This is a genomic window from Shewanella sairae, assembly GCF_023283535.1.
Taxonomy (GTDB): domain Bacteria; phylum Pseudomonadota; class Gammaproteobacteria; order Enterobacterales; family Shewanellaceae; genus Shewanella; species Shewanella sairae.
In genome coordinates, this window is the sequence record NZ_JAKILT010000005.1 from 56,360 (window position 1) to 76,732 (window position 20,373).

Consider the following 20,373-nt stretch of genomic DNA (forward strand, 5'->3'; position numbering starts at 1 on the left):
ATTCACCTTACTTAGCTTCTTCAACGAAGAAGTCGTTTAAATCGTATAATATTATAAATTTCTTAAGCTGCTCTGAAGGTGAGACTAACTTAAGGCTCACGCCCTTGCTGGCAGCGATGCTGACTAACTCAAGCAAAAATGCCACACCGGCACTGTCACAATATTCAATACCTGACAGCTGCAAAAACACTGTGTCAGGATGAAAAATACTGCCGCGGCCACTCCATAGACTGCGCACTGCTTCTTGGTCTAAACGACCCGATACAGCACAAGTATTCCCTTGCTGGGTAAATTCGGTCACTAGCTCTGCTTCTCTTTCGATTGCAGTTCAATGTGTTTTTGTGTGCGCTCATTCAGCATTTGAATCACTGGCTCAATACCTTGTTGACGTACAAGGTTAGTGATCTCTGATTGCTTTGATGACAACAAGCTAACGCCTTCAGCAATTAAGTCAAATGCTTTCCAAGTGCCATCTTTAAGGCGGCGTGCTTTAAACTGCAACTTAATTGCTGGTCGTCCTTGCTCGACAATTTGTACATTTACGTTGACAAACTTTTCGCCAGCAAAGTCTTCAGGCTTGGCATATTCTACCGTTTGATCAGTGTACTCAGTAAAAGCTTGTGCATAAGTGGCAATCAGGTAGCCTCTAAATGCTTCAACGAAGCGATTACGCTGATCTTTAGTCGTATCGCGTAGGTACTGGCCTAACACTTTATAAGAAGCGTACTTATAATCGATGTAAGGCATCAGCTCTTCAGTAACAATGACTTTCAAATGATCAGGGTCTGCGGCAATTAACTTTTCATCTTGATGAAAACGCGCAAAGGTTTTATTCGCTACTTGCTCAACAAGGGTAAACGGATTGCTTTGATCTACCTTGGCATCTGCCGCTGTTTCAGCAGCCTGCGCCCCTATACTTAACAGTGCCATCATGGCTAGAACAGCACTACGATAAAAACCTTTAAACATATCTATATACTCCAACTACTCGTTCTAAAAGGTTAATCCTTTGAACCCATGCTATATAAGAACTGCCCAATCAACTCTTCCAATACCAAAGCTGAGTGGGTGTCGTGAATACTGTCGCCATCGGCTAACAGTTCGATATCATCATCCATAAAACCGGGAGTTAGCCCTAAAAATTGCTCACCTAACAAGCCCGACGTCAAAATAGACAAGGTGCTGGTTTCAGGAAAATAGTGGTAACGCTTGTCCATCGCAATAGTGACGACGGGTACGAGTTTTTCAGGATCTAAGTTAATTTCGCTAACTCGACCAACTACCACGCCGCCGACTTTTACTGGCGATCGCACTTTTAGTCCGCCGATATTACTAAACTTTGCATACAGGGTATAACTGCTATCACCTGACTTAACTTCAACATTGGCAACGTTAAATACTAAAACCAAAAAGGCGGCTAACCCGGATAATAAAAATAGGCCAACTAGAATCTCAATTTTCCTTGTCAACATAACTCATTTACCACTCTATTCAATAAATCTAAACAATAATTAACCAGCTGAACATAACCAACATCGCAGTGTTGATTACTGACCAAACATCATTGCTGTAAGTAAAAAATCCAGTGCCAATACAGCAAGACTTGACTGCACTACAGTCTGTGTCGTCGCTCGGCTAATCCCTTCTGGATTTGGGATCACATGATAACCTCGATATAAGGCGATCCATGTAACCACAACGGCAAACAGTAAACTTTTAATGATGCAATTTACGATATCTTGGCGCCATTCTACCGAAGCTTGAAGAATCGACCAAAAACTGCCGCTATCAATGCCTTTCCACTCAACACCAACAATATGACCACCGTAAATCCCCACTGCGGTAAACATAAGTGCGAGCAAAGGTAAACTAATCACGCCAGCCCAAAAACGCGGCGCAATAATTTGCCGCAAAGGATCAATCGCCATCATCTCGAGGCTAGAGAGCTGCTCGGTGCTTTTCATTAATCCTAATTCAGCCGTTAATGCCGAACCCGCGCGCCCCGCAAATAATAGCGCCGTGACCACAGGGCCAAGCTCCCGCAACAAACTAAGGGCGACCATAGGACCAAGGCTTTCCTCGGTGCCGAAACCGACTAAGATATTATAGCCTTGCAGCGCTAAAACCATGCCGATGAATAACCCAGAGACTAAAATAATCACCATCGACTGTACGCCAATCACGTACAATTGCTTCAGCAATAAAGGCGTACCTTTACGTATACGCGGACGATGGGCTACCGCCCCCCAAAGCATTAAGCCAGCTCTGCCTAGACCAACCACTAAATTAATAGCACCACTGCCTAGTCGAGCAACCTGATCAATCAAGCTCACGAAGTAATTCCTTTTTATAATCGTCTGCCGGATAATGAAACGGTACAGGCCCATCAGGCTCACCGCCGATAAACTGTTTTAACTGCGGGTTATCAGCCAAGCGCAATTCTTCTGGTGTACCATGTGCAATGATTCGTTTATCCGCTAGCACATAGACATAATCTGCAATCCCCAATACTTCGGTCACATCATGAGAAACGACAACAGAAGTTAAATTAAGTGCATCTGATAATTCACGAATAAGCTTAACTAGTACCCCCATAGAGATAGGGTCTTGCCCCGTAAACGGCTCATCATATAGTACCATTTCCGGCTCTAAGGCTATCGCACGTGCCAATGCGGCTCTGCGCTGCATACCACCTGACAGCTCCGTAGGCATTAACTGGGCTGCGCCTCTCAGGCCTACTGCTTCAAGCTTCATCAATACGATTTTGCGAATAATCTCTTCAGGAAGCCCTGAATGTTCTCGAAGTGCAAAAGCCACATTATCGAATACATTCATGTCAGTAAAAAGCGCACCGCTTTGAAATAACATGCTCATACGTTTACGCAAGGCATAAAGCTCATTACGATTACATGTGTGTACATTTACGCCATCAAACAGCACGGTGCCGTTATCGGGGGTCAACTGACCACCAATTAACTTTAAGAGTGTGGTTTTTCCGATACCACTAGGCCCCATAATCGCTGTGACTTTCCCCTGTGGGATCGACAAACTCACATCTTCATAGATGACGTGGTCGCCTCGACTAAAGGCCATATTGTGGATTTCAACCAATGTTTTTTGGTTATGAGCCATGCAAGTACCCTGCATTTAAAATAATGGAAACTTCCATTTTCCGTACCGGAAAGGGAGAAATTGTACGTAATTGACTTAAGAGGCACAACCAAATCAAGACTATCTCACCGCAATACTTTCATTTTTGTTCAATTACAGCGAAAATACGCCGCTATACCCACAAATACTAAGAATCGATGTTATTTAATATTTTTCTGTTAGTCGCCGGTTTAGGTGCCCTAGTTTGGAGTGCCGATAAGTTTGTTTACGGCGCCGCTGCTTTCGCTCGCAACCTTGGTTTACCACCAATGTTAATCGGACTAACGATTGTTGCCATGGGTAGCTCAGCGCCAGAAATGTTTGTTGCGGCAACGGCATCGCTCGAAGGCATGACCGATACAGCAATAGGTAACGTTTTAGGCTCAAACATTGCCAACATCACCTTAATTCTTGGTATTACAGCATTACTGGGTGCGATTTCAGTAAGCTCACAAACGCTCAAACGTGAAATCCCAATGATGTTAGTTGCCACTTTAATTGTAGGTTACTTCCTCTATGATGGCTTTTTAACGCGTATTGAAGGTATTAGCCTATTAGTGCTATTCATTGCGCTAATGGGGTATCTTATTTGGCATGGGCTGCATAGTAAAAACCGTGACGCGTTAGCTGAAGAAGCAGAAAGCGAGGTCCCTGCTGATGTCGCGACCTCAAAAGCTATTTTCTGGCTTGTGGTCGGCATGGTACTCTTACCACTGTCTGCAGACTGGATGGTGCAAGGCGCGGTTGGTATTGCCAAAGCATACCACTTATCAGATTTAGTCATAGGCTTGACGATTATTGCAGTAGGAACAAGCCTTCCAGAGCTAGCAGCATGTGTTGCCGGTGTCTTAAAAAAAGAAGACGATCTTGCTATCGGTAACATAGTTGGTTCAAACTTATTCAATATTCTAGCAGTACTTGCTATACCTGGAATCATAGCGCCTGGCGCAGTCGATGCAGCGGCGAGTACTCGAGACTTTTATATGGTGCTTGCCACAAGCAGTGCACTAGCAATACTGATCTTATTATCTGGTCGCGCTAGGCAGCTAAAACCCTGGCATGGCGTAGTATTACTTACAACATTTATTGCATACCAAGCATTACTCTTCCTATCTTAGCAATGGGTGCAATACGTTAAGCAATTTAAAGAGAGAGCAAGAAATGGTAGATGAAAATCAACTACGCCAGTGGGGTACTAAGGTAGTCGATATCGAGAAACAAGCACTCGAGAATCTTTATCAGTACATCGACTCTTCAGAATTTGCCCAAGCTTGCCAACTGATATTGCAATGCACAGGTAAAGTGATTGTGATGGGGATGGGGAAATCGGGCCATATTGGTAACAAGATTTCAGCCACATTAGCCAGCACAGGCACACCTGCATTTTTTGTCCACCCAGGTGAAGCCAGCCACGGTGATTTAGGTGTGTTAAGTGAAAATGATATTGTGCTCGCAATTTCAAACTCTGGTGAAGCTAGCGAAATTCTCACTTTAATACCTGTAATAAAACGTATGGGGTTGCCTTTGATTTCGGTTACTGGCAAGCCAGAATCAAGCATGGCTAAACTTGCACAATTGCATCTATGTATTGAGGTCCCAGAAGAGGCATGCCCGCTTGGACTTGCACCAACGTCAAGCACCACGGCAACCTTAGTGATGGGCGATGCCCTTGCTGTCGCACTATTACAAGCTCGTGGTTTTACTCAAGATGATTTTGCCTTATCACATCCAGGTGGAAGTTTAGGTCGAAAGCTACTATTAAAAGTAAGTGACGTTATGCACAAAGGCGACGAATTGCCGAGTGTAAAACACGATATTTGCATCACCGAAGCATTATACGAAATCTCTAAAAAGGGTTTAGGTATGACTGCGGTTGTTGATAGTAACAATACCTTAGTGGGTATCTTTACTGACGGTGACTTACGCCGCGTTATCGATGCCGACGTGAATTTACGTACCACGTCAATTGCCGATGTAATGACTCAAGGTTGCGTCACGATTACTGAAAATATCTTGGCAGCAGAAGCACTAAAAGTGATGGATACTAAAAGTATCAACGGCCTCGTTGTTATCAATGAACAACAACAGCCTGTAGGTGCATTAAATATGCTTGATATGGTTAAAGCAGGAGTTATCTAAAGATGGCTAAACAAGGTTTTTACGGCCCAATTAATGATGACGTCTGGTTAGCAGCGAGCAAAATCAAGCTGCTTATTTGTGATGTCGACGGCGTATTTTCTGATGGTCTAGTGTACATGAGTAACAGTGGTGAGGAGCTAAAAACGTTCCATACCCGTGATGGTTATGGTGTGCGTTCAGTGTTATCGAGCGATATCCAGGTGGCAATTATTACTGGCCGAAAATCGCAAATCGTTGAAGATAGATTTACCGCCTTAGGTGTCACCCATATATACCAAGGTGTTGATGACAAACTCGCCCCTTACCGTGAGTTATTATCACTTTATAACGTTAGCCCTGAAGAAGTCGCGTACATTGGTGATGACATGGTGGATCTGCCCGTAATGCAACAAGTTGGCTTGTCGGTATGCGTAGCTGACGGCCACCCATTTGTTAAGCAGCACGCCAAGATGACGACTCATATAAAGGGTGGTCATGGTGCATTACGTGAGCTAACTGACTTATTACTACTGAGTCAGGATAAGTTTGATTCCGCCCACGGGATGAGTGTATGAACCGCGTTACCCTAGCGATAATCCTATTTTTTGGTACCGCTCTTTTCCTGTATTGGCAGGTTCAGTCCAAAAAAAGCGAGCAAGCGCTAGATATCGATGTCAGTCAGCGCCCTGATTATATTATCGATGATCTACGTAGCATCGAATATAACGAACTGGGCTTAGTTAATAGTGAAGTAACCGCTAAGCACATGGAGCACTTTGATAGTGTTGGCATGACCTACTTTACGGAACCTGTTTACCTTATCTATCCTGATGATGGGCAGGCTCAATGGCAGCTAAAAGGCGCCAAAGGGAGCTTAAATAAAGTCACAGATAAGGTAACCTTAGAAAACGATGTTATCATCGACTCTATTAGTCCAGAAGAGCCAATCCAGACGGTCAGTACTGAATATTTAGAATTAGATCTCAATACGATGATCATGACATCAGATGAAATGATCCATGTCACTGGCAACGAATTCGTCATTCAAGGTATGGGCCTTTACGCCGACCTTAATGCCCAAAGTGTCAAACTTATCAGCCAAGTAGAAGGAACCTACGAAGCTAAGTAATACACTGTTAATTACACAATTTATACCCCAGCTAAAACTGCATTTTTAGCTGAGTAGAAGGACATTATGAAATACAATCAATCTATTCTAGCAGGCTTGCTTTGCCTGCTAAGCTTTAACACCATCGCTAAAGTTGATGACTTAGAACAGGAAGTAAAGATCGCGGCCGCAAGCCAAGAGGCAGACATAAAAAATAATCAGGTGATCTTTTTTGGTCCTGTAGAAGTGACTCAGGGTTCGATTAAAATGAATGCTGATAAACTACGAGTTTTCTCAAAAGAAGATAAAAGTGGTAAAACCTTAGTCGCAACAGGATCGCCTGCGACCTACACCCAAACAATGGACGATGGACGCCCAGCAACGGCGAGCGCCAAAGAGATCCGTTATGAATTAGCGACCCGCACTTTGACCTTAATGGGTGAAGCGACACTTGAGCAAGACGGCAGCCAAGTAACAGGTAATCGTATTAAGTACAATATCAGCCTACAGCAATTAATTGCTGAAAGTACTGGCCAAGGCGATGACAGAGTTATCACCATCATTCAGCCTGAAGCCTATCAGGAAGAAAAGCCGGACGAACCAGTCAATAAGCAGGAACAGTAATGAGCCAAATCACCTTAAAAGCAACCAACCTGGCTAAAAGCTATAAGAGTCGTGCCGTAGTGCAAGACGTTAGCTTAACAGTTAAAACCGGGCAGATTGTCGGCTTGCTTGGTCCTAATGGCGCAGGTAAAACGACCACTTTTTACATGGTGGTAGGGTTAGTACAAAGCGACAAGGGCAAAATCTTTATTGATGAAGATGATCTCACTTTAGATCCTATGCATTTACGTGCAAGAAAAGGCATCGGCTACCTGCCACAAGAAGCAAGCATTTTTAGAAAGCTATCTGTGCGTGACAACATCATGGCGGTATTACAAACCCGCAGTGATATCAATGACCAGCAGCGTGAAGAGCAGCTTGAACATTTACTCGAAGAATTTCATATTACCCATATTCGCGACAGCCAAGGTATGGCGCTGTCTGGTGGTGAGAGACGTCGAGTTGAAATTGCCAGAGCTTTAGCGGCCAACCCTAAGTTTATTTTACTCGATGAGCCTTTCGCCGGCGTAGATCCGATTTCAGTTATTGATATCAAAAAGATTATCGAACAACTCAAAAGCCGTGGCTTAGGGGTATTAATTACCGACCACAATGTACGTGAAACACTCGACGTTTGTGAGCACGCTTATATCGTTAGTCACGGAAATCTTATTGCCGAAGGCACACCTGCAGAAATCTTAGACAACCAACAGGTTCGGGCTGTGTACTTAGGTGAACAATTCAGGCTATAGTTAATTCACAGTTTAGAAACGTAAAACTTAATATGGAATACAATTCCAACTAGAATCAATGTATTGAGTTTTAAGTTTTCTTGATTAAATCAGAAAGCTATAACGTTTAACTACAGTGTAGGGAATAGCGGTACGATGAAAGCGTCACTCCAGCTCAAAATGGGTCAACAGCTCACCATGACTCCACAGTTGCAACAGGCGATTCGTCTACTGCAATTGTCTTCTTTAGAGCTGCAACAAGAGATCCAACAAGCATTAGAATCTAATCCATTACTCGAATTAGATGAAGAGCAATCAGATGGCGACATGGACAGCAATGATGAGCGTTCTTCTGACGATGCCAATAGTGACCACAATAAAGACAGTGCCAGTGTTGAAACGTCCGACGCAATAACACAAGACTCTATGCCTGATGACTTACCTATGGATACCACATGGGACGAAGTCTACACAGTGTCATCAAACTCTAGCTCAGGTGTGAGCCGTGAAGATGATATGCCATTTCAAGGCGAAACCAGCGAAGGCTTATATGAGCACCTTGAATGGCAAAAAAACCTCACGCCATTTTCAGATAACGACCTTGCTATCGCCACCGCAATTATTGATGCCATTGACGAACGGGGTTACTTAACCCAAAGCTGCGAAGAGATCCTCGAAGCGATGGGCGACCCAGAAACAGAACTCGATGAAGTCGAAGCCGTTTTAAAACGTGTACAGCATTTTGACCCTATCGGTGTCGCTGCGCGTAATTTAAGTGAGTGTTTACTTATCCAACTAGCACAATATGCTGCAGAAACACCGCATATTGACAATGCAAGATTGCTGATAAAAGACTATTTGGATCTTATCGCAGGCCGTGATTTTAGACAGCTTATGCGTAAAACCAAGCTGAAAGAAGACGATCTTCGTGAAGCGATAACACTCATCCAGACACTAAACCCAAGACCTGGCTTAGCCATTGCTCGCAGTAAAGACGAATACGTTATTCCTGATGTGTCTGTCAGTAAGAAGAAAGGACGCTGGGTTGTCGAGCTAAACCCAGACTACATGCCAAAAATAAATGTAAATCAACACTATGCATCAATGGCTCGTAGCACAACAAACCAAGCTGATGGCCAATTTATTCGTGGTCATCTGCAAGAAGCCAAATGGTTTATTAAAAGCTTAGAAAGTCGTAACGACACCTTATTAAAGGTGACAAACTGCATCGTTAAGTTCCAACAAGGCTTTTTTGAATATGGCGAGGAAGCCATGAAGCCTATGGTACTCAATGATATCGCCGAAGCCGTCGAAATGCATGAGTCCACGATTTCACGTGTTACAACGCAAAAATATATGCATACCCCAAGAGGTATCTTTGAACTAAAATACTTCTTCTCAAGCCACGTCGGTACAGACGATGGCGGTGAATGTTCTTCAACCGCAATTCGAGCATTTATTAAGAAGTTAGTCGCAGCTGAAAACCAGAAAAAACCATTGAGCGATAGCAAAATGGCGCAACTTCTGGCTGAACAAGGGATTAAAGTTGCTAGACGTACGATCGCTAAATATCGAGAAGCAATGCTGATCCCCCCCTCAAACCAACGTAAGAGTTTATAACTCAAATTAGGCACTTGGAGGATCAATACATGCAAATCAACCTGACAGGACATCACATCGAAATTACCGATTCATTGCGTGGTTATGTGCAAGAGAAATTCACAAAGCTTGAACGACATTTCGATCAGATCAATAATGTGCAAGTTATTTTGAACGTACAAAAAATGCAGCAAATTGCCGAAGCGAAAATCCACCTTAAAAAAGGTGAAGTATTTGCCACTTCGGAACATGCCGATATGTATGCTGCTATAGACTCCCTGATCGATAAGCTAGACCGTCAGGTTATTAAACACAAAGAGAAGCTAATTAAACACTAACGATGGAACTAAGTACCATCCTGCAGCCGGAGTGCACTACCTGCGCCACTCCGGGCAGTAAGAAAAAGGTACTGGAGTTAATCAGTGATATTGCCGCTGTCCAGTACCCTACCCTGTCTTCGCAAGAGATTTTTGAAAGCCTCTTAGCGAGAGAGAAAATGGGTAGCACGGGTATAGGTAATGGTATTGCTATTCCGCATGGAAGGCTTGCCAATATAGAACGCCCGGTTGCGGTTTTAGTTAAATGTGAAGATCCTATCGCATTTGATGCGATTGATAAGCAGCCTGTCGATATTCTATTCGCCTTATTGGTACCATCAGAACAGTGTGAGCAGCATTTAGCAACACTGTCTTCAATGGCTGAAAAACTCAATGACAAAGCGGTATTAAAACAATTGAGAAAAACCAGTAATGAATCAGAGCTATACCAAGTCATAACCCAATAAATACTACTCAGGTCTTTAAGCTATCTTTTTGTTATCAACAGAGCTTGATAATTTAAAGACCTAAGTAATTATTACAGCAATATTATTTCTGCTTCACCATCTGCTTAAATTCTTGCTTTAACGCTTAAAAAAGTTAATCTATACCCATATACATATCACCACGAAACCCATATTTCACTCAGGTAGTTATACGATGAAGCTTGTTTTAGTCTCTGGTCGTTCCGGTTCAGGAAAATCTGTCTTACTCAGGATGCTCGAGGATCTCGGCTATTACTGTGTCGACAATCTCCCTTTGCCTATGATGGGGACCTTGCTTAATGAGCTATCAGGTAATACTAAGCTTGTGGCTATTAGCGTTGATATCCGTAACTTGCCTGAAAATAAAGATGAATTGGTTAAACACCTGACTTTCTTACCTGAAGGTGTAGAGCTGCTTAGCTTTTTCTTAAATTCTAGTGATGAAGTACTACTAAAGCGCTATAACGAAACACGACGTTTACACCCGCTCTCGCACGATAATGTGTCTTTAAAAGAAGCCATTGAATTAGAGTCGCGCTTACTTGAACCTTTAGCCAATATCGTTGATCATTACATCGACACATCAAGTTTGAATATCTACGATCTTAACGATCAAGTTCGTGAGATATTGATCGGTAATGTCGATAAACAACTGATGATCAACTTTGAATCATTTGGTTTCAAACATGGTATGCCAACAGAAGCTGACTTTATGTTTGATGTACGCTTCTTGCCGAACCCGCATTGGGAGCCAGATTTACGCCCAATGACAGGACTAGATAAACCTGTACAAGACTTTTTAAATGAACGCCCACGTGTCAATCAGTTCATTCAACAGATCGAAGATCTACTTGAAAGCTGGTTACCTGACCTTGAGCGTAACAACCGTAGCTACTTAACGATTGCTATAGGTTGTACCGGCGGACAGCACCGCTCTGTATACATAACTGAGCGCCTAGCTGCGCACTTTAAAGATGGTAAACACAAGGTCCAGGCCCGTCACCGCGAGCTAAAAAATGCCGACCATTGAACGTGAAGTCATCATCTGCAATAAACTTGGTCTTCACGCCCGCGCAGCCACTAAGCTTGTTGTTTTAGCATCTGAATTCGATGCTAAGATCACCATCATCCAAGGTGAAAAGCAAGCTTCTGCCACCAGTGTACTAGGCTTATTAATGTTAGAAACCGGTATGGGTAAAACGGTACAATTGCTCGCGACAGGCCCCGATGCTCAAACCGCACTCGATGCGATATGCCAATTAATCAATGCTAAGTTTGATGAAGACAGTTAATTACCACTACTGCACCCGAACATCTTAGTAATCAGACTCAAACCACCAGCACTTAAGTTATGCTAAGCGCCCTTTAATACGACCCTACGAGGGAATCATGCCGATTGAAGTCCTAGATAATGAAACAACTGATCAACGCCTCAATCAGCTAACAAAAGCATTAGGCAGCGGTATGTTTGTCCATGTCCGTAATATGCTGCAAGACATGGCTGCATCAGACATCGCTTTTATTCTCGAATCATCGCCGCCACGAACGCGTCAAGTGCTGTGGCAACTGATTGACCAAGAACATACCGGTGAAATTCTCGACGAGCTCGGCGAAGAGCTTAAAGACAGTCTTATTTCACAAATGGGTCCAGAGCGTGTTGCAAAAGCCGCGCAAAGCATGGATACCGATGACTTAGCCTATATTTTACGTAGCCTGCCTGACAGCGTCTTTAAACAAGTACTGCAGTCGATGAGCAAACAAGATCGTGTGCGTGTAGAGCAAGCACTGTCTTACCCTGATGACACTGCCGGTAGTTTAATGAATACCGATACCGTCACCTTACGCCCTGACGTTAACATCGACGTGATACTGCGTTATTTAAGGATCCGTGGTGAACTGCCAGATGCGACCGATATGCTGTATGTGGTCGACAAGCATGACCGGGTATTAGGCGGAGTAAGAATTGCCGATCTACTGACATGTGATCCTAATGCCTCAGTGCGTGAAATCATGATGTCAGATCTCGAAGCGATCCCAGTCGGTATGTCTGACAGCGAAGTCGCACAACTGTTTGAGCGTCATGACTGGGTATCCGCCCCCGTTATTGATGAAAACGATAAGTTACTTGGCCGTATCACCATTGATGATGTGGTCGATGTTATTCGTGAAGATGCCGAACATTCCATGATGGGTATGGCTGGTATGGATGACGATACCGATACCTTCGGTCCAGTACTGAAAAGTACCTTCCGTCGTTCACTTTGGCTAACGGTTAACTTATTTGCCGCGCTGCTGGCAGCGTCTGTCAGTAACATGTTTGAAGGCACCATTGAGCAATTTGCTACGATCGCAATCTTAATGACTATCGTCCCTAGTATGGGCGGGGTAGCCGGTAACCAAACATTGGCTTTGGTGATCCGTGGTATTGCTCTAGGACAAATAGGTCAAAGTAACTCTCGCTGGTTAATCGGTAAAGAGCTTGCCATTGGCTTCCTCAACGGCTTGCTATGGTCCATTTTAGTTTTTGCCGCAGTCTGGCTGTGGAAAGGTGATACCGCCTTAGGAGGCTTGATTGCAGGCGCTATGCTTATCAATATGACAGTAGCCGGGCTTGCAGGGGCAACGATTCCATTAATACTCAAGCGCATGAATATTGATCCAGCGTTGGCTGGCGGTATGGTGTTAACCACAGTCACCGATGTTATAGGCCTATTTGCTTTCCTTGGTCTGGCAACCTTATATTTAATGAATTAAACCTGATTAAACGAAAAAGGCCGCTGTTGCGGCCTTTTTTGCTTTTAGTGATAAAAATTTGTCACGATTACTGCTTTAACGGTGCATCAAAACCGTAATCAGCCAGTATCGTTTGTCCAGGCTCTGACAGAATAAACATCGCTAATTTCCACGCATTTTTTTGTGCGTCATCAAGCACAATCAAGCCATAATTAGCACCAACAGCTAGCGGCGCAGGCATCTGCACGATTTGTAAATCCTTGACCTCTTTTTGCGCCAATACTGCATTAGTACAATAGGTTAGAAATACATCCGCGCGCTTATTTTCCATTACCCAACCATAAGTATTACGGCCTTTAGGTGCCTTTGCGCTTTTCTCACCACCGGTAAGCTGCAGTGCTTTTTGTTCAAGCTGAGTTTTAGCCCCAGCTTTTACATCACCCGCTTTAGCAAATATTTTCCACGCGTAGTCACCTGATGGATCGGCTTTAGGCGTTGACGTTCCCACACGGATATTCGGGTCCAGCATGACACTTAATAGCCCATCGCTATCAATGTTGACGTTAGGCTGAGCCAATGCGCACATTTGATTGCGGGCAAACATGACGACGTTTTCGCCTTTACCCGCCGAGGCAAGTGTTTTTGGGTGCTTCATATTGGCCGATGCAAATAGGTCCACTTGTTCGCCATTTTCAATGCGCTTACGCAATAAACCAGAAGGACCAAAGTCAGCCGCGACTTTTATATCCCCCTGCTGCTGATACGCCGCAACAATATCATTCATGGCATTTTTCAAGCTACCAGCCGCACGTAACTCTATCGGGTTAGCGTTAGCTGCAAAAGGTAAGCTTAATAGTGATACTAAGATCCATTTTTTCATCATTTCTTTCCGTTCATTTTATCTTTTTAACATTGATTTATGTGCAAGCACATGACATTAAGCTAATGAGAAAACATCTAATACTAAATCACAATGCCTGAGCCCATAGCGACAGTTTAAGTATGTAACCACGCGAGCTTAGTCACGCACTAACAACTAATTAAAGACAAAAAGTCCCAGCTATGCGCTCAATACCTAAAGCCTTTCATCTAACGCGATAGATCAAAAAAGCCACCTTGCGGTGGCTTACAAACAATTAAATCAATAAAGCTTATGCTTTAGGCATTGGGCTTAAAATAATTTCTACACGGCGGTTTTCAGCGCGGCCTTGCTTGGTTTGGTTTGATGCAATCGGTTTAGACTCACCCATACCATGAGACGCAACTCGCATCGCAGGCACTTTATGTTGAGTTAAGTAATTTGCCACTTCACTAGCACGCACTTGAGACAGTCTTAAGTTATAAGATTCGGCACCAGAGCTATCGGTATGGCCCATTACATTTAACTTAGTCTCGTCATATTCCAGTGCGACCAACACTACGCTATCAAGCACTTGCTGTGCTCGTTGGCTTAAATCTGTTTGATCGACACCAAATGTCACATCATTTGGCATGTTGAGAATAATGTTGTCGCCGCTACGAGTAACACTAACACCAGATGCACGGAGTTGCTTACGTAGCTCAGCTTCCTGCACATCCATGTAGTAGCCAATACCGCCACCTAAAGCCGCACCCGATGCCGCGCCAATTAATGCACCTTTACCGCGGTCGCTTTTACTTGATGAAGCGACGCCAATCGCAGCGCCAGCAATAGCGCCAATCAATGCGCCATTTGTTGCTTTGCCATTTTGAGATTCATTGGTGTATGGATTAGTTGTTTGGCAACCAGAGACCATCATGGCAGCGATTAAGCCCCCCACAAGCATAGAACTCGCTTTAACACTCATTTTACTACTCCTAACTGCTCTTGATTAGCATCAAAAGCGACGACATATAAGTTGTATTTAGAAAGCAGTATATAAAGCCGAGTAAATTAGACAATGACTTCTATGCCCAACAGCATAAAAATCAAACACTCATCTCAATTTTTCACCGCGCCTTTAATGCACCAAAATTGCGCAAACGCACCAAAATAGTGCGTTAAATTGGATTTATCATGCACTGTTTTATCACCTCAAATAATTAACCTTATGAAAAGTAATGAATTAAAAAAAACATTTAAGTTGGCACAACCTAAGCATACTCATTATTGAGTAACCTCTGACAATAAAAATAAATAATAACAAGGCTCAGAGAATAACGGCAAAGTCAGCAGCACGACCTAGCCTAGGGAATTCCGTCACCACACTCAAAGACGTACAAGCCACTGATGTTTAACATTAGAATTGATAGAGAGAATACGATGGATGCAATCAACCTTAGCGTTATTAACGAAGTAAAAAACAATGGTCGCCTATTGTCGGACGTAGCAAAAGACTACGGTCTATCGACAAAAAAAGTCTATCAAATCGTGCATGAAAGTGAGCAAGGTTCTCAACGAACCCGTTTACCTATTATGCAGCAAACAAAATTACTCGGTTTACGCATTAAACAGCTTTTACGTCGTCGCTAATTTAACAGGCTGTACCCTGTTAGCAGAGGCGGAAAAGGCCATTTTCGCCCCAACGAAATAAAAAATTAATGCGCTAACTCTATAAAATAATATTACGCTTAATGTCATTTTCGCCTCTGCACCCTATTGCATGATGAAGGTATAAATAAAACCTATCTTGATGCAATATCTGCTTATCCAGTTAAAAAATGGAACCCTCTGGTTCCATTTTTTATTCTAACTACCGCAAATGAGTGCTTAGCTTGCAAGAAACACCTTAAACAAATTAGATAAGTCGGCATCATCTTGGCGCCCATATTTTATCAATATGTCTTCGCGGCCGTCACCATTCAGATCTTCCGTCTTAAGCATGCTACCTTCAACGGGCAACTGCAGTTGGTGTTCTTGACCCTTGCGAGCAAATGGCGCCTCACCCGCTTGGCCTAAATAAATCTTCAAGCTAGATTCATCATTAGATAAAATCAGCTCTTTAAAACCATCACCATTAAGATCAGCAAGCTTAACCACCGGGCTACCAGCTTGACCCGAGCTTAAACTGAAATTCAGCTCAACCTCTTTAGTCACATTTGAGTCGTCACTAAAACGCCCATCACTATCCATCTTAAACACGTGTACATCTTGATCGATACTGCCTGATACCAGCGCCCCGATGATCTGGGTTAAACCAATATCAAAACCCGCCACTAAAACTTCATCTTTGTTGTCATTATCTATATCCACAAACTCCAAACCCGTTAGCGTACCTTCGGCTCTAACCACACTACTCGCCTCCTTTGGGAAGCTAAGTTTGCCTTGTCGGTTTTCACCTAGATAAATCTCATAATCATTCACCCTATCAAACACACCACTGCTCTTGGTGTAACGGATCACCATATCCGTAATGCCATCATTATTAAGATCTTTAAGCTCTTCGACTTTACGGTAAACCAATTCACTTTGATCTAACTGCTCACCATAAGCATCACGCTTATTCCACCAATCGATACCGCTAATGGGTTGGCGCACTGAAATAAACTCGGCAACCGGGTTAAAAGTGAAGACTTTTTCGCTCTGTTCATTAAGCTTCTGTGACGCTTCAATATTGGTTACTGCTTGCACCGGTTGATTTTGCTTATAGACTTCAAGCTCACCTTCACCAATCTTAACGATATCCATCAGGCCATCTAGGTTAACGTCACTGACATACAGCTTTGACTGCGTATAAGTCGCGCCATCATCAAACAGTCGTGATTGCGGTTTTATCGGTAATGTTTGCCGCTCAAACCCCGTGTCAGTTGCTATAAATAAATGTGCTTGGGAGAAGTCATGGATCAATATGTCATCGTGTTGATCGCCATTAAGATCTTGAATGAATTTGCCACGACTAATAAAGTCTGGTCGATCTTTAAAAGATAAAGAGTGGATCTCAGCCACAGTATCAATTTGCCAGTCAGCACTATTAGGGCTATTCACCAATAACTGCAATTTATCCTGTGATAAAAAGTACAATTGTTGTAGCTCATTACCTGTCGACTCAGTGATATCGAAACTGTGTAACTCTTGAGGTAGCTCCTGCTTAAAAGACAGCTGATATTGTCCTTGATTGAGTTGGTAAATCGCCATCCAACGTTGATTTAAATCATCAATACCAAAAGCCACTAACTCTTTGCCCGGCACAGCTAACAAGTCAGCAGCTATAATTGGATGAGTTAATTCAAAAGGCGCATTGATCGTTAACTCAGTAAAGTTAAGCGAAGACTTTGCATTGGCAGATAATGACAAGCCTCCAGCAACAATGGCACAAGTCCCTAGCAGACCTTTAAGTATTAATCTCATCAATATAACTCCTTGTATTACGCATCAACTCATCATTTACCGCCCGTAAAGCAGAGCTAAAGAAACTAACGGTTTTTCACTCATAACGAAACCATTGGTTAACAGTTTGTAACACAAGGGCACTAATATGCCGATAACGAGGCATTTTCACCCCGTGACTTTTGCAGAGAAGGTCCAGTAATTAGCGCCTAACCAATTAACCCCAAGCCCAGCTAATACTCCTAAAGCAAAGCTCAAACTCACAAGCAAAGACTGGCTAAACAGCAATGGCTTGAATAAGAAATTCAGAAGGTAAAACACACTAAGGTTGGCTATTGCAGCTGTGCAAGCCACCAAGATAGAGGCGCTAAGCTGTTTTACTTTTGGCCGATGTTGACGCCGATTAAAGGTCCAGTTGCGGTTAATAAACCAAGACACTATTACCGCTGTCGCGAAAGCCAAACTGCGAGCCTGCATCAAACCTAAACCAAAAAGGTGAAACAGCAGGTAAAACAGCGTTGCATCAACGACAAATACACCCGCACCCACAATTAAAAAACGTGCAAATGCTTGGTATTTATCACCTAGATTGGGGCCGTTTGCTTTAGCTATACTCTGTGCCGAAGCGGCTAATTTCGACGACATTTAAGCAAACCTCGTTTGTTGTTATTAGCCACTTGCTGACAATCAGCAAACTCTGCAGGCTTTAGCTTATTGCTGATCACCAAATAGAAATTATTAGCTTTAACCTCAGTTAAACTATGAATTTTATTTGCTTGACCGGCACTATAAAAACGCGCTGAAAACGGCTGGTTTTGCCAGTAATAAGTCGGCAATACATCACTGCGCTGCGCTAACAACCAACGCTCACTTTTATCTTTACCAGGCCCAAAATGCAGCACTGCAACAGTCGCAATGAGCAACACAGCAATGCTGATCGCAATAACATTTAACCCTGGTAGTTTGCTGTCACGCCAGGCAAGCCCCAACAAGAGTGCTAACGCGGGGATCCCCGGCAGAACATAGGCGGGTAAGATATTGCCAGCAAGAGTGAACAGCACCATTGGCGCTATCATCCAACACACTAAATAACTCGCTAAACCATTGGTACTATCTTGCTGAGCTATTTCTTGCTCGACTCGTTCCCGCTTTACTATTGCTCGTTGAGCAGTCACTTGTTGAGCCGCATCTTGCTTTGCCTGCTTAAAAAGCAGATATAAGGCACGCGGCAGAAACAGTGACCAAGGCATGGCCGCCACCACAAAATACAACCAAATCGTCCCGCGCACTTCATCGTGCGCACTACCGTACAAATCTCCTTCCCAGCCACTATCAACAAACCGAGACCAATGCTCACCCACAATAAAGTAATTTAAAAAACCCGGAGTGGTTTGCTCTGCAATAACGTACCAAGGCAATGCAATCGCTAACATTAGGGCTAAACCACTAAGCAGTGGCACCCGTTGCCATAATTGTCGCCAAAGCTTTATCGTGCCATATTGCCAAAGTAGCCATAAACCGGTACCGATGGCAAATAACACCAGAGCTACCGGTCCCTTTGCAAGTAGGCCAATCGCCAACCCAATAAAGCCGGCGTAACCCCAAAGTTTGTCTCCCTGCCAACATAAGTAAAAACCGACCATGCTCAAAGTGGTGCCAAGCGTTAGCGCCATATCCGTCATTACTGCGCCAGCACTAATCGAAAAGACCACTGTCGAGGCCAAGATAATTAGAATGTTCAACACAGGTAAGCCAAGACGCTTTGCAAACGCACCGACACAAGCTAGGACCAGTACCGCGGCTAACCAATGGGGAAAACGCACAGCAAACTCGTTAACCCCAAAAGCTAAAATGGAGCTGGCACTCATCCATGTGTGTAACGGAGGTTTCCCCCAAAACGGTACGTTATAGTCAAACAGTGGGGTAATCCAGTTGCCAGTTTCAACCATCAGCCGCGCCATTTCTCCATAGCGCGCCTCTGTGGTATCCATAAGCGGATACCAAGGCAAAAGTAACATTCTCACCAATACTAAGATTAAAAGGACCGCAAGGCTATTGCGGCATTCAGCAGTTTTGAGCATTACTTAGCTCCCAAATAGCTAACATTGCCTTTCGCTACTTCAGTAAAGCCCGCGTTTCGATTATGACGTTGCTGCACTTGAGACAAAGACTCTTTATGGGATACCTCTTCTATCAGGTAGATTGGTCGCTGTTTCACTTCAACAAACACGCGACCTAGGTACTCACCAATTAAACCGAGTGCTAAAAGTTGAATCCCCGCCAGCGCTAACTGTACGACCATCAGCGATGGATAACCGGCAACACTGCCACCAAAAATCAGTGTATTAGCCACAATCCAGCCGCCATATGCAAATGCACTCATAGCGGTAATAACGCCACACCAAGTCGCTAATCTAAGCGGTTTAAAACTAAAAGAGGTGATGCCATCCATTGCTAATCCAAACAGCTTGCCGTAGTTCCATTTGGTGTCACCAACAAAGCGTGGATCGCGATCAAACTCAAGTGTTTTTTGCGAAAACCCAGGCCAACTAAACAGGCCTTTCATAAAGCGATTACGTTCAGGCAAGGCTTTAATACTATCAACAACTTGACGGCTCATTAGGCGAAAGTCACCGACATTTTCAGGTACTGGTGAATCAGAGACCCAATTCATTAACTTATAAAAACACGCTGCTGAAAAGCGCTTAAACCAGGTCTCACCTAAGCGTTTTCTGCGCTTCATATTGACGATATCGTACCCTGCGCGCCATTGAACTAGCATATCTGGGATCATTTCTGGCGGGTCTTGTAGATCGGCATCAAGCATAATTACCGCTAAGCCCCTCGCGTGCTCAAGTCCTGCCGACATTGCCGCCTCTTTACCAAAGTTACGGCTTAACTTGATACACTGATATTCATTGTCGACAAGAGGTAGTTCACTAACCTGCTGCCATGAATCATCACTACTACCATCATCAACAAAAACGATTTCACTACGCTCATCAAGGGTTGATAGTACTTTAGTTAACCGCTCAATTAGCGGCTTTATCATTAGGGATTCATTAAATAACGGTACAACAACAGATAAACAGATCTCAGTGCTATTTGAGCTTTGACTAGGCGAATAATAAGGCATAAGTTTGTCCTACAGCGACGAATTTGACACTAGCATGCCTAGCCATAGGTGAAGAAAATGTCATTGACATTTTTTCCACATAAAAATGCTAACATCGACCTTATAAAT

General features: G+C 43.5%; 24 protein-coding genes. 13 read left to right on the top strand and 11 right to left on the bottom strand.

Going from position 1 to position 20,373, the window contains the following annotated elements; genetic code table 11:
• Window positions 1-7: 7 nt before the first annotated feature.
• The 5 genes from L2748_RS03230 to mlaF all read right to left on the bottom strand — a co-directional run bounded on the left by L2748_RS03230 (window position 8) and on the right by mlaF (window position 3,132).
• Window positions 8-301, bottom strand: a complete 294-nt coding sequence (locus L2748_RS03230) for an STAS domain-containing protein (RefSeq protein ID WP_220779008.1) — start codon at window positions 299-301, stop codon at window positions 8-10.
• Entirely contained in the window at window positions 301-969 is a 669-nt protein-coding gene (locus tag L2748_RS03235; protein WP_220779007.1) for an MlaC/ttg2D family ABC transporter substrate-binding protein, read from the bottom strand. Before L2748_RS03235 ends, L2748_RS03230 begins: the two co-directional genes overlap by 1 nt.
• 32 nt (window positions 970-1,001) lie before the next feature.
• Window positions 1,002-1,472, bottom strand: a complete 471-nt coding sequence (mlaD, locus tag L2748_RS03240) for an outer membrane lipid asymmetry maintenance protein MlaD (RefSeq protein WP_220779006.1) — start codon at window positions 1,470-1,472, stop codon at window positions 1,002-1,004.
• 75 nt (window positions 1,473-1,547) lie between these two features.
• Window positions 1,548-2,333, bottom strand: coding sequence for a lipid asymmetry maintenance ABC transporter permease subunit MlaE (mlaE, locus tag L2748_RS03245; protein ID WP_220779000.1), 786 nt, complete (start codon window positions 2,331-2,333; stop codon window positions 1,548-1,550).
• Complete coding sequence (gene mlaF, locus L2748_RS03250; RefSeq protein WP_220778998.1) at window positions 2,320-3,132, bottom strand: phospholipid ABC transporter ATP-binding protein MlaF; 813 nt, start codon at window positions 3,130-3,132, stop codon at window positions 2,320-2,322. The genes mlaE and mlaF overlap by 14 nt, the downstream gene beginning before the upstream one ends.
• A 176-nt stretch (window positions 3,133-3,308) precedes the next feature.
• Here mlaF and L2748_RS03255 point away from each other — a divergent pair, with 176 nt between their 5' ends.
• The 12 genes from L2748_RS03255 to mgtE all read left to right on the top strand — a co-directional run bounded on the left by L2748_RS03255 (window position 3,309) and on the right by mgtE (window position 12,865).
• Window positions 3,309-4,268, top strand: a complete 960-nt coding sequence (locus L2748_RS03255) for a calcium/sodium antiporter (protein WP_220778996.1) — start codon at window positions 3,309-3,311, stop codon at window positions 4,266-4,268.
• Between the two features lie 43 nt (window positions 4,269-4,311).
• A complete protein-coding gene (locus tag L2748_RS03260) occupies window positions 4,312-5,289 on the top strand; it encodes a KpsF/GutQ family sugar-phosphate isomerase (RefSeq protein ID WP_220778994.1) in 978 nt (325 codons plus the stop codon).
• 2 nt (window positions 5,290-5,291) lie between these two features.
• A complete protein-coding gene (gene kdsC, locus L2748_RS03265; protein WP_220778986.1) occupies window positions 5,292-5,843 on the top strand; it encodes a 3-deoxy-manno-octulosonate-8-phosphatase KdsC in 552 nt (183 codons plus the stop codon).
• Window positions 5,840-6,397: an LPS export ABC transporter periplasmic protein LptC gene (lptC, locus tag L2748_RS03270; protein WP_220778984.1), complete on the top strand. Its 558-nt coding sequence runs from the start codon at window positions 5,840-5,842 to the stop codon at window positions 6,395-6,397. Before kdsC ends, lptC begins: the two co-directional genes overlap by 4 nt.
• 66 nt (window positions 6,398-6,463) lie before the next feature.
• Complete coding sequence (lptA, locus tag L2748_RS03275) at window positions 6,464-7,000, top strand: lipopolysaccharide transport periplasmic protein LptA (protein WP_220778982.1); 537 nt, start codon at window positions 6,464-6,466, stop codon at window positions 6,998-7,000.
• Window positions 7,000-7,731, top strand: coding sequence for an LPS export ABC transporter ATP-binding protein (lptB, locus tag L2748_RS03280; protein ID WP_220778978.1), 732 nt, complete (start codon window positions 7,000-7,002; stop codon window positions 7,729-7,731). The genes lptA and lptB overlap by 1 nt, the downstream gene beginning before the upstream one ends.
• 135 nt (window positions 7,732-7,866) lie before the next feature.
• Window positions 7,867-9,330, top strand: coding sequence for an RNA polymerase factor sigma-54 (locus L2748_RS03285; RefSeq protein WP_220778976.1), 1,464 nt, complete (start codon window positions 7,867-7,869; stop codon window positions 9,328-9,330).
• Window positions 9,331-9,359: 29 nt separating this feature from the next.
• Window positions 9,360-9,647: a ribosome hibernation promoting factor gene (gene hpf / locus L2748_RS03290; protein ID WP_220778974.1), complete on the top strand. Its 288-nt coding sequence runs from the start codon at window positions 9,360-9,362 to the stop codon at window positions 9,645-9,647.
• Window positions 9,648-9,649: 2 nt separating this feature from the next.
• Window positions 9,650-10,093: a PTS IIA-like nitrogen regulatory protein PtsN gene (ptsN, locus tag L2748_RS03295; protein WP_220778973.1), complete on the top strand. Its 444-nt coding sequence runs from the start codon at window positions 9,650-9,652 to the stop codon at window positions 10,091-10,093.
• A gap of 193 nt (window positions 10,094-10,286) precedes the next feature.
• Window positions 10,287-11,141, top strand: coding sequence for an RNase adapter RapZ (gene rapZ / locus L2748_RS03300; RefSeq protein WP_220778971.1), 855 nt, complete (start codon window positions 10,287-10,289; stop codon window positions 11,139-11,141).
• The gene (locus tag L2748_RS03305; RefSeq protein ID WP_220778969.1) at window positions 11,128-11,403 is read left to right on the top strand and encodes an HPr family phosphocarrier protein; all 276 of its coding nucleotides are present in this window, start codon (window positions 11,128-11,130) and stop codon (window positions 11,401-11,403) included. The genes rapZ and L2748_RS03305 overlap by 14 nt, the downstream gene beginning before the upstream one ends.
• 97 nt (window positions 11,404-11,500) lie before the next feature.
• The gene (mgtE, locus tag L2748_RS03310) at window positions 11,501-12,865 is read left to right on the top strand and encodes a magnesium transporter (protein WP_220778966.1); all 1,365 of its coding nucleotides are present in this window, start codon (window positions 11,501-11,503) and stop codon (window positions 12,863-12,865) included.
• Window positions 12,866-12,932: 67 nt separating this feature from the next.
• On the opposite strand, the gene L2748_RS03315 is transcribed toward mgtE, so the two are convergent.
• Entirely contained in the window at window positions 12,933-13,727 is a 795-nt protein-coding gene (locus L2748_RS03315) for a molybdate ABC transporter substrate-binding protein (RefSeq protein ID WP_373317174.1), read from the bottom strand.
• 268 nt (window positions 13,728-13,995) lie between these two features.
• Entirely contained in the window at window positions 13,996-14,670 is a 675-nt protein-coding gene (locus L2748_RS03320; RefSeq protein ID WP_220778963.1) for a YiaD family glycine zipper/OmpA-like lipoprotein, read from the bottom strand.
• A gap of 455 nt (window positions 14,671-15,125) precedes the next feature.
• On the opposite strand from L2748_RS03320, the gene L2748_RS03325 reads away from it, so the two are divergent.
• On the top strand, window positions 15,126-15,335 hold the full coding sequence (locus tag L2748_RS03325; RefSeq protein ID WP_220778961.1) for a transposase: 210 nt from the start codon (window positions 15,126-15,128) through the stop codon (window positions 15,333-15,335).
• A 237-nt stretch (window positions 15,336-15,572) separates the two neighbouring features.
• On the opposite strand, the gene L2748_RS03330 is transcribed toward L2748_RS03325, so the two are convergent.
• The 4 genes from L2748_RS03330 to L2748_RS03345 all read right to left on the bottom strand — a co-directional run bounded on the left by L2748_RS03330 (window position 15,573) and on the right by L2748_RS03345 (window position 20,265).
• Window positions 15,573-17,150, bottom strand: a complete 1,578-nt coding sequence (locus tag L2748_RS03330) for an FG-GAP repeat domain-containing protein (protein WP_220778953.1) — start codon at window positions 17,148-17,150, stop codon at window positions 15,573-15,575.
• Between the two features lie 147 nt (window positions 17,151-17,297).
• The gene (locus L2748_RS03335) at window positions 17,298-17,774 is read right to left on the bottom strand and encodes a GtrA family protein (protein WP_220778951.1); all 477 of its coding nucleotides are present in this window, start codon (window positions 17,772-17,774) and stop codon (window positions 17,298-17,300) included.
• Window positions 17,759-19,210 (bottom strand): ArnT family glycosyltransferase, encoded by a 1,452-nt coding sequence (locus tag L2748_RS03340; protein WP_220778949.1) that lies wholly within the window; start codon window positions 19,208-19,210, stop codon window positions 17,759-17,761. Before L2748_RS03340 ends, L2748_RS03335 begins: the two co-directional genes overlap by 16 nt.
• Window positions 19,210-20,265 carry a glycosyltransferase family 2 protein gene (locus L2748_RS03345; protein ID WP_220778947.1) on the bottom strand — a complete coding sequence of 352 codons (1,056 nt, stop codon included), beginning with the start codon at window positions 20,263-20,265 and terminating at the stop codon, window positions 19,210-19,212. Before L2748_RS03345 ends, L2748_RS03340 begins: the two co-directional genes overlap by 1 nt.
• Window positions 20,266-20,373: the final 108 nt, after the last annotated feature.